Source organism: Rhodococcus sp. C3V, from assembly GCF_029269915.1.
Classification (GTDB): domain Bacteria; phylum Actinomycetota; class Actinomycetes; order Mycobacteriales; family Mycobacteriaceae; genus Rhodococcus_F; species Rhodococcus_F qingshengii.
This window is the reverse complement of sequence record NZ_JARJBE010000016.1, coordinates 15306-28814: the sequence shown is the minus strand read 5'-3', so window position 1 is coordinate 28814 and position 13509 is coordinate 15306. Positions and strand designations below refer to the sequence as shown.

14 protein-coding genes are annotated in these 13509 nt (G+C 62.7%); 10 read left to right on the top strand and 4 right to left on the bottom strand.

Annotated elements, in window-relative coordinates; all coding sequences use genetic code 11:
* Window positions 1–61: 61 nt before the first annotated feature.
* Entirely contained in the window at window positions 62–811 is a 750-nt protein-coding gene (locus P3G66_RS28375) for an IclR family transcriptional regulator (RefSeq protein WP_030537941.1), read from the bottom strand.
* 247 nt (window positions 812–1058) lie between these two features.
* Here P3G66_RS28375 and P3G66_RS28370 point away from each other — a divergent pair, with 247 nt between their 5' ends.
* The 9 genes from P3G66_RS28370 (at window position 1059) to P3G66_RS28330 (ending at window position 10272) form a co-directional block, all read left to right on the top strand.
* Window positions 1059–2111 carry an NrtA/SsuA/CpmA family ABC transporter substrate-binding protein gene (locus tag P3G66_RS28370; protein WP_054187223.1) on the top strand — a complete coding sequence of 351 codons (1053 nt, stop codon included), beginning with the start codon at window positions 1059–1061 and terminating at the stop codon, window positions 2109–2111.
* A gap of 4 nt (window positions 2112–2115) precedes the next feature.
* Window positions 2116–2973 carry an ABC transporter permease gene (locus tag P3G66_RS28365; protein ID WP_003946011.1) on the top strand — a complete coding sequence of 286 codons (858 nt, stop codon included), beginning with the start codon at window positions 2116–2118 and terminating at the stop codon, window positions 2971–2973.
* The gene (locus P3G66_RS28360; RefSeq protein ID WP_204855189.1) at window positions 2970–3812 is read left to right on the top strand and encodes an ABC transporter ATP-binding protein; all 843 of its coding nucleotides are present in this window, start codon (window positions 2970–2972) and stop codon (window positions 3810–3812) included. Before P3G66_RS28365 ends, P3G66_RS28360 begins: the two co-directional genes overlap by 4 nt.
* Entirely contained in the window at window positions 3796–4836 is a 1041-nt protein-coding gene (locus P3G66_RS28355) for an ABC transporter substrate-binding protein (protein ID WP_007735503.1), read from the top strand. Before P3G66_RS28360 ends, P3G66_RS28355 begins: the two co-directional genes overlap by 17 nt.
* On the top strand, window positions 4833–5942 hold the full coding sequence (locus P3G66_RS28350) for an LLM class flavin-dependent oxidoreductase (protein WP_050656907.1): 1110 nt from the start codon (window positions 4833–4835) through the stop codon (window positions 5940–5942). The genes P3G66_RS28355 and P3G66_RS28350 overlap by 4 nt, the downstream gene beginning before the upstream one ends.
* Window positions 5939–7093, top strand: coding sequence for an LLM class flavin-dependent oxidoreductase (locus tag P3G66_RS28345; RefSeq protein WP_003946051.1), 1155 nt, complete (start codon window positions 5939–5941; stop codon window positions 7091–7093). The genes P3G66_RS28350 and P3G66_RS28345 overlap by 4 nt, the downstream gene beginning before the upstream one ends.
* Window positions 7090–7797, top strand: coding sequence for a class II aldolase/adducin family protein (locus tag P3G66_RS28340; protein ID WP_054187225.1), 708 nt, complete (start codon window positions 7090–7092; stop codon window positions 7795–7797). The genes P3G66_RS28345 and P3G66_RS28340 overlap by 4 nt, the downstream gene beginning before the upstream one ends.
* Before the next feature lie 42 nt (window positions 7798–7839).
* Window positions 7840–8781: an ABC transporter substrate-binding protein gene (locus P3G66_RS28335; protein ID WP_003946000.1), complete on the top strand. Its 942-nt coding sequence runs from the start codon at window positions 7840–7842 to the stop codon at window positions 8779–8781.
* Between the two features lie 240 nt (window positions 8782–9021).
* Window positions 9022–10272, top strand: a complete 1251-nt coding sequence (locus tag P3G66_RS28330) for a reverse transcriptase family protein (RefSeq protein WP_276117423.1) — start codon at window positions 9022–9024, stop codon at window positions 10270–10272.
* Between the two features lie 13 nt (window positions 10273–10285).
* On the opposite strand, the gene P3G66_RS28325 is transcribed toward P3G66_RS28330, so the two are convergent.
* From P3G66_RS28325 to P3G66_RS28315, 3 genes are read right to left on the bottom strand one after another with little or no spacing between them, the layout of a single operon-like run.
* Window positions 10286–10672 carry a RidA family protein gene (locus P3G66_RS28325; RefSeq protein WP_003946047.1) on the bottom strand — a complete coding sequence of 129 codons (387 nt, stop codon included), beginning with the start codon at window positions 10670–10672 and terminating at the stop codon, window positions 10286–10288.
* 42 nt (window positions 10673–10714) lie between these two features.
* Complete coding sequence (locus P3G66_RS28320; protein ID WP_007735499.1) at window positions 10715–11527, bottom strand: alpha/beta hydrolase; 813 nt, start codon at window positions 11525–11527, stop codon at window positions 10715–10717.
* A 2-nt stretch (window positions 11528–11529) separates the two neighbouring features.
* Window positions 11530–12306 carry a helix-turn-helix domain-containing protein gene (locus tag P3G66_RS28315; RefSeq protein WP_007735498.1) on the bottom strand — a complete coding sequence of 259 codons (777 nt, stop codon included), beginning with the start codon at window positions 12304–12306 and terminating at the stop codon, window positions 11530–11532.
* A 195-nt stretch (window positions 12307–12501) separates the two neighbouring features.
* On the opposite strand from P3G66_RS28315, the gene P3G66_RS28310 reads away from it, so the two are divergent.
* Window positions 12502–13506, top strand: a complete 1005-nt coding sequence (locus tag P3G66_RS28310; protein WP_054187227.1) for an ABC transporter substrate-binding protein — start codon at window positions 12502–12504, stop codon at window positions 13504–13506.
* Window positions 13507–13509 lie beyond the last annotated feature (3 nt).

Genomic DNA, 13509 nt, shown 5'->3' with positions numbered 1-13509 from the left:
GCCCTCGACTTCAACGGTAATCACGTTCGGCCGGATCTGCCACAAGCGCTTTCACATCACGTCAGAGAAGGACCTCACCGATCTGTCGTGCAGTCACCTTGGCAAGGTCCGCGAGAAACGGAATCCGTTCGTCGATCATCAGCTCGACCGGACCACGAAGCCCGAGAGCGTAACGCACAGTGCCGGATCCATCGATGATCGGAATTCCGATCGTTCGGAAATCCGGGGTCAACTCCTCGTCGTTGAATCCGTATCCTCGCTCACGAGTCAGTTCCAGTTCCCGGCGGATACCGGCGACATCGGTGATCGCACGCTGAGTGGTCGCTTCACGTGGCAGCGCAGCCAGCTCGGAATCGTCGACATCGGACCAAGCCAGAAAGGCTTTCCCCAGTGCGCTCGCATGCAAGGGAAGGCGGACACCCTGCAGCACGTGCCCGTCGGCCTCGCGCCACCGACTGAATCCGAGCAACACCACCTCACTTCCGCTTCGCACTGCCAGGGAGGCGGATGCTCCTGTCGTCGCGGCCAATTGCTCCAAATAGGGCTCGGACAGATAGATCCGATGCTGCCGGTAGGAGACCTGTCCGTAAGCCGCCAGCGCCGCGCCGATGCGATACCGACTGGTTGCGTCGTCCTTCTCGAGAAATCCCGCGTCGACGAGCGACTGCAGCAATCGATGCGTGGTGCTGACCGCAAGCTCTTGTCGCCGCGCAACTTCCGAGACTCCCAGTTCTTCGCCACTGCGAAAACATGTGAGCATGGTCAGGGCACGGGTTACCGTCTGAACTCCCGCGCCGCGTGCGTCCGTCACGAACGATCCTTTCGCTGTGGCCTGATCGACCTGAGAATCGGACGCTAACACGGACCCAGCAGTCCGGCCATCCTTTCCATCAGATGGAAAGCAACCGAACGTGGACTTGCAAAAGCCCAGATGAACAGACTTCCGATGTTGTCAAGATTTCCAATCTCCAGAAAACAAACGGGGGCAAAACGGACAGGCACCCAATAGCGTCATCGTCGTCAGTTCTGACGATTCAACGCCTGAAGGAGCCACATACATGTCCCGCTTCCGCCGACTGCCACGAGCTGCCGCTGCGCTCGCCATGATCCCGCTGGCCGGGTTGGCGGTGGCGTGTGGGTCTTCCGATTCCGACAGCGCCGCAGGCAATTCCAGCGCAGACTTCACGCTCAAGGTCTTCGATCCCGGAAACTCCGGTGCCATCGCCGTCGGCAAGCGTGACGGAACCTACGACGAGGCTCTGGCACCGCTGGGCGCAAAGATCGAATGGGTCAAGACCACACCGGGATTCAGCTCCAACCTCAAACTCTTCAACAGCGGTGAACTCGACATCCAAACCGGCGCATACAGTCCCGTCGTCGGCGCACTGTCCAAGGACGTGGGTGTCCGCATCTTCGCCACGTCCGACCCGTACAACAAGGACCAGGCCGGCATCATCGCCACTCCGGAGTCCGGCATCAAGACCGTCACAGATCTGGCCGGCAAGCGCATTGCCGTCAACCCTGCAGGCAAGGGCGAGTACATCACGCTCAAGGCCCTGACGCAGGCCGGAGTGCCGATCGATTCCGTCGAACGTGTTCCGCTGCAACAGGCTGACGCGGCGTCGGCGTTCTCCACCGGGCAGGTCGACGCCTGGGCATCGTTCCTGATTCCGTATCAGGAGGCCAAGGCCAAGGGCGCGGTCGAGATCGCAACCGAGGCGAGCATCGACTCAGTGGACAGCACCATCATTGCCGGCCGCACCGTAGTACTCGAAGAGCATCCCGAAGTGGTCCAGAAGTTCCTCGAGGTCACCCAGGAACTCACCGCGAAGCAGCAGGCCGACCCGGCAGCATTCGAGAACGTCTTCGAACAGACCGGTCCGCGCGCACTCTCCGGACAGCGACTCGACGACGCGATCACCCTGGGCGGCCAGATCACCAACTTCCGCTACCCGACTGCAGCCGACGCTACCGACCTCGAATCGATCTCCACGTTGTTCGCCGACAACAAGGTGATCCAGCAGCCGATCAAAGGCAGTGACGTGATCTTCGACCTCCAGGGTGCTGTGGCAGGTTCGGCAGCGGCAGCACCCACCACTGAGGGGAAGTGACCCGATGGTGACGCTGACCCGGCCCGCACGAACTGCGTCGCCGTCAGTGGAGCATCCGCAACTCGAAACGCCCCGCTACCGCCGCAATCGCAGCAGGCCCAAGTGGGTCTCGATCCCACTCCGCTTCCTCGTGCCCGCGCTGCTGGTTGCCGGATGGTGGATCGGATCCGCTACCGGACTGATCCGCGAAGAGATCCTGGCCGGACCTCCGGCGGTATGGACGGCATTCGCCGAGCTGTACCAGTCGGGTCAGTTGGTCGACTTCGGTCTCGCGTCGCTTCAACGTGCCGCACTCGGTGTTTCGGTCGGTGTGATCGTCGGATTGGTGCTCGGGGTTCTGTCCGGTCTCTCCTCGCTCGGCGAAGAACTGATCGACTCGACCATGCAGATCAACCGCGCGGTTCCGTTCCTCGCGCTCGTTCCGTTGTTCATCGCCTGGTTCGGTATCGACGAAACCTTCAAGGTAGTCCTGATCGCCGTCGCGACCGTCGCCCCCATGTACGCGTACACCTACCTGGGAGTGCGCGGAGTCGATCGCAAGATGGTGGAAGCGGCACAAGGTTTCGGCTTGACGGGTTGGCGACTGGTGTTCGGAGCGATTCTTCCGACCGCCCTCCCCGGTGTTCTGATGGGGCTTCGAATCTGCCTGTCGCTCAGCATCACTGGATTGATCGCCGCCGAGCAGGTCGGCACACGTGAGGGCATCGGATATCTGGTCACCCTGGCGCAGGAATACAACCGCACCGACTACATGGTTCTGTGCATCGTCATGTACGCGGCACTGGGACTCATCTTCGACGCAATCGTCAGACTGATCGAGCGGTACTCCATGCCGTGGCGGAGATTGTCGGTGGCGCGATGACGAATACAACCATCGGCTCGCTGCCAACCACCGAAGCACCTCTGCCGCCGTTGGCAGCCCGTGAGCGGACCGGCACCACTGCGGCCGAGCGACGTGCCGGATCACCGGTAGCGGTCTCGCTCACCGGAGTGCGTAAGTCGTTCGGTGACAAGACTGTTCTGGGCGGTATCGACCTCGAGATCACGCGCGGCGAGTTCGTCGTTCTCCTCGGCCCCAGCGGTACCGGCAAGACGACCCTGTTGCGAGTGCTCTCCGGTTTGGAAGCACCGGACAGCGGAGAGGTGCTGGTTCCGCGCGACCGCACGGTTGTCTACCAGGAACCGCGACTGATTCCGTCGAAGCGAGTTCTGGCCAATGTCACAGTCGGACAGAAGCGGTCACGTCAGGTGACCGACAATGCACGCAACGCACTCTCCGAGGTCAACCTCGCGGACAAGCACCGTGCCTGGCCGGCCACCCTCTCCGGCGGCGAGGCCCAACGCGTCGCATTGGCTCGCGCTCTCGTTCGCGAACCTGAACTATTACTGCTCGACGAACCGTTCGCAGCCCTCGACGCTTTGACCAGACTCCAAATGCAAGACTTGGTAGGCGATCTGGTCGCCCGCCACCGTCCGGCAGTACTGCTCGTCACGCACGACGTCGACGAAGCCGTACGACTTGCCGACCGCGTGCTCATCCTCGACAAGGGCGGGTTTGCCGTGGACGTCGACATCGACCTGCCACGCCCCCGCGATCGGAACGATCCCGAATCTTTGCGCTACCGAGCGAGTTTCCTGAAGGAACTCGGTGTCGGCCGCACCTTCCCCGACGGACAGGACAGTCATGACATTGATCGCTGATTCCGCAATCGACACACTCTGGTACACCCGCTGCCCCGTTCCCACCGCCAGCGGTCTCGCCAACAGTCTCGGTTGGCTCGACCGGACGGCAAACGAATCCGGAGTGCGCTTCGGCGTACTGCAAGATGCCGGACCGGAATTGGCAGTGCGCCATTTCGATCACCATCTCTCCGGACTCATTCGCGAAGGCGGCAACGTCCCTGCACTGGCTGCGCGTGCCAGTGGTTCTCCGACGAGGCTCATCGGGCTCACCTGGATCGACGAGGCCCAGGCAATCCTGGTGCGCGGAGACTCCGACATCCGCGAAGCCGGTCTTCTGGCCGGCGCTCGGATCGGTATCCCGGCCTGGGCGGCAGATCAGGCCAGGAGCTTTCCTCGTGCCATGGCCCTGCACGGCTTCGCCTCCGCACTTCGACTCGGCGAGTTGAGTTTTGCCGACGTCACCCTCGTCGAGGTTGCGACGACGGCAGCCCCCGAGGTCCGCACCGCCTCGTCCACCCGCAACACGACGTGGGGCGTCGAATCCCTGCTACGCGGCGACGTCGACGCCATCTACGTCAAGGGTGCCCGCGCCCAGGAAGTTGCCCGCGAACACGGTCTCGCGGTGGCCGTCGATCTCGATTCCACTGCTTCCCTGCGTGATCGCGTCAACAACGGCACCCCACGACCGATCACAGTTCACGCCGATCTACTCGAACAGCGCCCGGACATCGTCGTGGGTTTCCTTGCCGAGAGCCTGAGAGCGGCGGACTGGGCCGCAGCCAACATCGACGAGGTCCGAGCCGTTCTGCAAACCGAAACACAGTCGGGGCCCGAAGGTGTGGTGGCAGCGTACGGCGAGAACTTCCACACCGGACTGCATTTGAGCCTGTCTGACGAGCGTGTGGACCTGCTCGGCGTGCAGAAACAATTCCTGTATGCGCACGGCTTCCTTGCCGCCGACTTCGACCTGCAGTCCTGGGTGGCGCACGAACCACTGGAACAGGCACGCAACCTTGTTGCGCAGAAGGGCACAGCAGAATGACGGACGTCTACTGGGAGCTACCGTCTCGCGGTGACGGACGCCGGGCGGTGGCCGCACTGAACAGTCGCGGCGGCTTCGGGCCGCAGCGACCGACTACCGTCGCGACCGATGTTCGTCCCGGAAACTTCGGGCCCTTCGACGAATTGGCACAGATCGTTCTCGCCGCCGAACTGTCGGGCGTCGACGGCGTTGTCGCACCGTACGATCCGAATGGCGAAGAATCCTGGATCGTTGCAGCCGCCGCCCTACGTCAGACGCGTCATTCGCGAGTGGTCGTGGAGTTTCACCCCACTTTCGGCACCCCCGTCTACGCCGCCAAAATGTCGGCGACACTTCAGCGCCTGTCGGCAGGTCGTCTCGAATGGCGAGTGAAGGTAGAGACGGACCCCGAAGACGCCGCTGCTCGCGGCGACGTGGTTCGAGGAGCCGACCGCTACGCGCGCGCCGCGGAGTTCCTGACCGTGGCCCGTGGCGTATGGAACGAGGAGCAGATTCTCCCTGGCGGATTCGGCGGTACGGGTTACGACTTCGACGGCGAATACTACGACGTACTCGGCGGCGGATTCCGAGGCATCTTGTCGGGACTCCGTTTTCCCCGAGTACATCTGACCGGGGACTCGCCGGAAGCTCTGGAACTCTCGGCCCACCATGCCGATGTCCATCAGTTCACCCTTGCCGGCGACGAGTTGTCGACACGGATCACCACCCTCGACGACCGAGCATCCGAACTCGGCAGGACCGTCGAGAAGGTCCTGCGCATCCCGATCATCGCGAGGGAAACAGCGGACGAAGCCTGGGCTCGCGTCGAACGGCAACTGAGAGAAGCCGATTCCGCTGCACTCGAGATCGATCGGGGCGGCATCCTGTGGTCCGGATTCGACCGCATCGGCTACGAGCACAGTATCGGCCTCGTCGGAAGCTACGAGGAGGTGGCGCAGCGATTGTCGTCGTATCGCGATATCGGCGTGGACGGTTTCGTCTTGTCCGGTCGGCCACACATCGAAGAGCTGCACCGGGCGGGCGAGCATCTCCTGCACCTGGTCGATCCCGAGGGTCGGATTCGCAAGGAAGAGAAGGCCACCACAGAAGAGAAGGCCACCGCATGAGCATCGATTTCTATTGGCGGATCGGGATGGAAGGCGACCACGCGTCGCTGCGTACTCCGCGTCGCTACAACCGCGGCGATGCCGGTGGATACGGGCCGGGCAACATTGCTCCCGCGATCCGCGGCGGCGAATTGGACGGATACAGCTACATCGACCACATGGCCGCGGTGGCAAAGGCTTCCGAGTCCGCAGGGTTCCTCGGTGGACTTCTGCCGTCTTTCCCGATGACCGAGGATCCGTGGGCGACCGCAGCAGCGTTGGCCGCCGAGACCACCACATACCGTTTCATGGTCGCGTTCCAACCGGGGTTCCTTCACCCGGTACAGGCAGCGCGGATGTCGGCCAGTCTGCAGCGAGCAACCGGCGGACGTCTGGTTTACAACATCATCAGTGGTGGAGGTGGAGCGCCTCAGCTGTGGTGGGGCGACAAAGTCGACCACGACGATCGCTACACCAGGACGTCCGAGTTCCTCGATGTCCTCAAAGGTGTGTGGGACGGTGAACCTTTCGACTTCGACGGTCGCTTCTTCCAAACCCACGGCGCTGCACTGCCACCCGGGCTTGCCGGCCAACCGTTTCCCGAGGTGTACTTCTCCGGATCTTCGGCCGCAGCCGTCGCCGCCGCCGGACTGCACTCCGATTACTACCTTTCCTGGCTGGAACCGTACGCCGATCTGAGAGCCAAGATCGACGGCGTGCGGGAGAACTCGGCCAAACTGGGACGCACGCCGAAATTCGCCGTACGCATCGACGTCGTAGCCCGGCACACCGAAGAAGCCGCGTGGGCCGAGATCGAGAAAGGCTGGGCCTTCGTCGACAAGGGGGCCGCCGACCGTGCAGCCCAGGGTGACTCGGTGGGCGCCGCCCGCATCAAAGGCTGGGTACCCGAACACATCACCGGCTACCGAGATCTGGAAGTGCAACCCAACGTGTGGTGCGGCTTCAGCCTCATCCGCGGCGGACCGGCGTTCGGACTGGTCGGCAGTTACGAGCAGGTCGCCGAAAGACTCGACGAGCTGCGCGAACTGGGCGTCGACGCCTTCATCCTCGCCGGTAACCCGCATCTCGAAGAGGCATACCGCGTCGGCGAAGAAGTTCTTCCCCTCCTGCAGCGCACCCCGATCACACCTTCTGGACTGGAGACTCGATGACCACCACCGAAACTCGACTCGACACCGAAACCGCAGCATTCGTCGAAGAAGCGCGCAAAGCAGCAGACAAAGCATTCGACGTCTTCCGCAAGACCGGAACCGTTGCAGCCAACGGGACCGTCAACTTCGTCGAACGAGTACCCGGCACCGAAATCGCGGTCGCCCTGAACGATCCGGGACCGTGGGCGAACGATCCGTCGGTGTCACCGGTTGTCGCCACCTTCGATGGAGAGGTGCTGTCCGGCAACGGATCGGCCGGATTTGTCACCGGCTACGCATCGGTCTTCCGTCAGCATCCGGAAATCACCAGCGTTGTCCACATCCACACACCGTGGCTCGGCGGTTGGGCACAGACACATCGGACGCTACCCATCCGCTATGCGGCTTCGCAGAGGCTGACGCTCTCCCGAGAGATTCCGCCGCACATCGATCGGTCCCGTTCTGCAGGCGATTTCATTCTCGAGCGTCTCGAACACGATCCCGATCTGGTGGCGATCTTCGAAGCCAACGGCGGGGTCAACGTCATCGGCCGCAGCGGGTTGCTCGACCTCGCGAAGTTCGTCGTCCTCCTCGAGGAAGGCGCCCAGTTCCAGGCGATCGCCGAATCCCTCGGCGGTTCGGTTGAATTCGATCCATCCAACCTCGTCGTGCAGTGGGGCCGTAGCGGACTCGCCGACGAGGCGCGTCGACGCGGCCTCATCTAGCCACCCCCAATCACTGATTCAGAACAGGAAACCGTAGATCTCATGACCGTTCGCGTCGGATACTTCCCACACAACAATTCGCTGTTCGTACTGCGCCACACCGGAATCCTCGAACGCCGTCTCCCCGATGTCGAGTGGGTGGACCTGCGTGAGCTTCCCGCCAAGCCTGCAGTGAACCCGGAAAACGCCTTGCCGACCCTGCACTCGGACTGGCTGTTCGAGGAGGGCGGATACGACGTGATCGGAACCGGATTCACGCCGCCCGTCACCGGATTGGCCCAGGGCCGCGATCTCGTCTACATCGGAATCTCCGGCCCCCGCGTGGAGAACGGGCGCCTGGTAGTCAAGGCAGAGTCCGAGATCAACACGGTTGAGGACCTGCGTGGCAAGCGCGTCGGCATCGCGCACGGATCGTGGCAGACCACACTTCTGTTGTTCGCCTTGGATCAGGCGGGGCTGACCTGGTCCGACATCGTCCCTGTCGACACCGACGTACGCGGTGGTGGAGCGGACCTCGTCGACGGCACCATCGATGCCTGGGTTGGCGCGTACCCGGGGCTGACGGACATCGAAGCGAACCACGAACTGCGCACGCTGATCGCCACCGACGGACTCTTCAGCCACCCCTCACTGTGGTTCACCCGGCGCGATTTCGCGGATACCAATCCGGAGGCCCTCCAGGCGATCATCGAGGCCCTGCAGGAATCCGACGCCTGGATCGAAGCCAACCCCCGCGAAGCCGCCCAGGTCTTCGTCGACGACGTCGAGAAGCGTGGCGGGTCCGCGAGCCTCGATGCCTGGGAAGCTGCACTGCGCGGACGTCCTTTCGGTGTCAACCCTGTCACCGACGAGTTCCTGGACGAGCAGCAGCGCGCGGCCGATCTCCTGCTGAGCAACGGACTACTGCCGAAAGCGGTCACCGTCCGCGAAGCAGTCGTGCCGTGGATCAGCGAGTTCGTCGGTTCGGATCGTTCGTCGATCTGAGGACCCACTCCTGACAGATCCGCTTCACACGTGACAGATACCGAACGGTCTGCCATTGTGAAGGAATGCGGCGGCGCGTGGGTGAGAGTTGGTCCACGCGACCAGTCTCAGGGGTAACCCCTGGGTCGGCCAGAAGAATTGGATACTGCGTCCACCGGCGTTCGGCACGCTCCGCGTGCTTGCCGCCGCACCGGACAAAGGATTTGGTCACCCCGCCCCGTCGCATCCCGGAGTCGAATCATGCGTGACTTCGAGCTCGATCCCGAGTTGGCGCGTCGTCTGGCCGTTGCGGCCGCTGACGCTCCGTGGACCCTCAGCGGCCTCGAGGAGGCATTCGGAACCGTCTTCGGCGTTTCCCCGACGCTCCTGGCCGTGCGCGTTCTCGACCTCATGCCCGCTCCACCGTTCGAACCGCAGACTCTGTATCGATTGCTTCGCGAACTACCTCGCCTGCGGCCTGTTCCTCTCTCACTGGACACCAATGAAACCTCGGTGTGGCGGTTCGACGTTCCCCGCTACAACACCAGTGTGGACCTGGCTCGTTCACTGGATCTGACGATCTCCGAACTCGAGTGGTTCGCCGACCGAGGGGAATGGCTCCGCACGAAACCCCGACCGCTACGCCACTACCGGCCGATGCAGATCAGCAAGAAGGCCGGTGCTCGCCTCCTCGAGGTACCGAAACCCCGATTGCGCGAAATTCAGCGGAAGATCCTGCGCCGCATCCTAGACCTGGTGCCCCCGCACGACGCGGCACACGGATTAGTCCGTGGTCGAAGCCCTCTGACTTTTGCAGCGCCGCACGCACAGTCGGAAATCGTGATCGGCGCGGACCTCGCGCAGTTCTTCCCTTCGATCAGCGGCAGCCGCGTTCATGCCGTCTTCGCCGCCCTCGGCTATCCACCCGCAGTGGCAGGCGTTCTCACCGGATTGTGCACTGTTGCAACACCTGCCGATACCCTGCGCGGCCTACCGTATGCACAGGCATCACAGCTACGCACCGCGCATCTTCCGCAAGGCGCACCCACTTCTCCTGCACTGGCGAATCTCGTCGCACGCAAACTCGACATCCGCTTGAGTGGACTCGCACAAGCGAACTGGCTCACCTACACCCGATACGCCGACGACCTCGCGTTCTCCGGAATCGAAGTAGCCGACGTCGGCACCCTCCTCTGGACGGTCGAGCAGATCGCCAGAGACGAAGGGTTTGCCATCCATCCACGAAAGACCAAGGTGATGCGCCCTCATCGACGCCAACACCTCACCGGGCTGGTGATCAACGACCAACCCTCGTATCCGCGCGACGACTACGATCGCTTGCGCGCCCTGCTGCACAATGCCGCCAATACCTCGGCGCAGGAACAGAATCGGGACGGTATCGAGAACTTCCGCGCCCACATCTACGGCCGGATCGCGCACATCGGCGAAACCAGCACTACACGCCGACGCACATTGCTGCGCCTGGCTGAACGTGTGGATTGGGACGGTTAGTGCCCGCGAGCAGTCAGACCCGCGGGGTGTAGGCCATGCATTCGACTTCCATGTGCGCACCCAGCGCCAGTCCGTCTGTTCCGAACGCACTGCGGGCCGGCAGTCTCGACGCCGGGAAGTACTCGAGGTAGACCTTGTTGAACTCCTGCCAACGTGACATGTCGTCAAGCATGACAGTGCATTTGAAGATCGCTTCGACACCGGAACCGTAGGCGATCAGCGAAGCCACGATATTCTCCATCGTCTGGCGAGCCTGCGCTTCGAAGCCGTCTGCCAAGGTCCCGTCGGGAAGCATGCCGATCTGACCCGACAGATACAGAACGTCTCCGACGCGCACTCCGGTGGAGAACGGCGTATCGAAAGCGGGTGGGATGAACTCGACGGTCTGAGATGAATCCATTAGATCTCCTCGGAGTTGGAATATGCGTGACGAGTTGGCGTTTCAGTGCACTGGGCGCGCACGAACATCGGCCAGGAAGTGCGCCACCAACTCGTTCCACGCGTGTGGGTCCTCGAAGTAGGGGGAGTGGCCGCGGTCGGCAAGCTCGACCACTTCGGCGTGAGGCAGGAACTCGGCGGCGCCGCGAATCCGCTCGGGTGTCATCAAATCGTCCAGCTCACCTGCGATCAGGAGAACCGGCGCAGCCACCGCCGCGAGTTCGGCCACCGAATAGTTGTGGGCCTTGAGAATTCGGAAGAACTCGGTGTCAGGTGGGCGATGGCCGAAGGTGCCGAGAGCTTGGTACAGGTATGCCCTCGCCATGTCCAAGCTCGGCAACCGTCCGCCCACAGCGGGATGCTCCCCCAGGGGCCGCGCGGTGACGGGTGCTGCGGTGAGGGGAGGTGCGCTGTCCGGACCGAATCCGACGGGAATGCCGCCGGTCGTGCAGGCCAGGACTACCGACTCCACCCGGTCCGGAACAGCGATCGCGGTCCCCAATGCGGCCCAACCGCCCATCGACTGGCCGACCACGTGCGCTCGATCAACCGCCAACAGGTCCATGATTTCGATCAGATCAGAGACTGCCGCTACCGGGCCGTGGTTGCCGTTCTCGTTGGTAGAGCGGCCGAATCCTCGCTGATCCCAGCTGATCACCCGATAGTGCTGAGCGAAGTAGGGCACCTGCTGGTACCAGACGGCCGCATTTCCGCCGAGACCGTGCGTGAGAATCAGATCCGGGCCCTCGCCGGCAGTCTCGTACCAGACCCGTTCGCCGTCTGCGACGGTGATGAAGCCCTCGGTCCGTGAAATCATCCTTATTCTCCTGTGTCGGACGGGCGCTTGCCCGAAGTGTGGTCAGTGAGGAGTTGCTGCACTTCATCGGTGGCCCGCAGCAGGTGTTCTTCGACCATTCGCGTCGTTTTCGCATCGAAGTCGGTATCGAAACCGATCACCGTCAACGCACAGAGCGGAGACCCCTTGCGGGAAGACACTGCACGCGAGACCGAACCGATGATGTCCTGAGATCGTTTGTGGACAACGGCGAATCCGGTTTTCTGCGTCTCGGCGATGTCGGCGAGAAAGCCGGTGGGTCCTTCCAGTGGATAGCCACTCTTCTCCACCATCGCCAGGTAGGGCGCCCGGGTGTTGTCCTCGAGTGCCGCCACCAACGCGAGCGGACCCGCGAACCGGTGCGGCGGAAGCAGATCCCCGAGCATACGAGTGATCATCTTGAGTCGCTCGGGACGCAGCGCCGCGATGATCCGCGTCCCGCCGCTCTCGAGAACCTGCAGATTCACCATCATGTCCGTGCTCTCGGACAGCACCCGCATGGTCGGATCGCACAAGGCCGCCAACGAATGCGCTGCCGCTTCGTGGGAAACCTGCAGTGCAGCCGGGCCGGGGAGATAGCGACCGTCGTAGCGGAAGACCCAACCACGGTTCGCGAGTTCTCCGAGCACTCGGTGCGCAGTCGGGCGGAGCATCCCGACTTCTTCTGCCAGTTCGCTGAGCTTCATCGGCGTGGTCGAGCGCGCGATGGCCTCGAGTAGATCCAGCGCTTTGTCGACGGCGGACGCAGAACCCTTCGTCATCCGATCCCCTCCCGGTGCCGTGGATGTACCCGGCGATCCGAAATCTCGTGTTCTTGGAAAACCCTTGGCATTCGCCTAGGAAATTACTATAGTCACAACAATCGTTCCGGCATACGGAATTCTTTGAGCGTCTTCACCTTCCCACCGGATTACCGGCAAGGAAGTCATATCTTTCCCAGCGAGAGGTTTTCGGACATGACGGTTGGACTTACCCTTCGGTCGGCACCACGGTTCAGAGTTGTTGCCCTAGCCGCGGTCGCGACCGCGGCATTGGCACTGACAGGCTGTTCGAGCGACGCCACGGCCTCCGACGACGGGGGCACCCAGACCACCACGATTCGAATCGCACCTCAGCCGATCGCGGACTTCGCACCGATTTGGCTCGGCATGGAGCAGGGGTACTTCACCGATGAGGGACTCGACATCCAACTCGTGGAGGGCGGCGCTAGTTCCTCGGCTCAAATTCCGTTGCTGCTCAGCGGAAATGCAGATATGGCAGCCACGACTGCCGCTGCCGCAATTCAAGCACGGAGCCAGAACATGCCCGTCACCATTGTCGGCGGGCTCACGAATTTTGCCGCAAATGACAGCGTCGACCAGTCCGGTCTCGTGGTCGCCAAGGACAGTTCCATCAGCGGCTTCCGTGACCTCGAAGGCAAGACCGTCGCGATCAGCGGTTTGAAGTCCGTCAGCGAAGCAGTCATCTCTGCCGCGGTGGAGAAATCCGGCGGAGCAGCGAACAAGGTCTCGTTCATTCAGGCGCCCATGCCCAACCTCGGCGACCTGGTTTCCACCGGCGGGGCCGACGCGGCATTCCTCATCGATCCGTTCCTGAGTAAAGCAACCGACTCGGGGCTGAAGATCCTCGGCCACCCCTTCCCCTTGGCCGCACCCGGTGTGCCAGGGACCTCGCTGGTCGCTTCGGAATCGTTTGTCAATGCGAACCCTGACTCACTCGCGAAATTCCGTACCGCGCTTGCCAAATCAGTTGACTACGCCAATCAGAATCCGGGCGCGGTCAAGGCTGCACTCTCGACGCAAGCCAAGATTCCGCTCGAAATGCTGGCCAACAGCAAGAATCCTCAGTTCGTCGCAGTAGTGGAACCGGGTGCTCTCGGCACGGAGATCGAACTGCTGGTCAAGTACGGGGTACTGACGGATTCGGTCGAGGCCGAATCCCTGCTGACCCCGGCCAACTGAGTT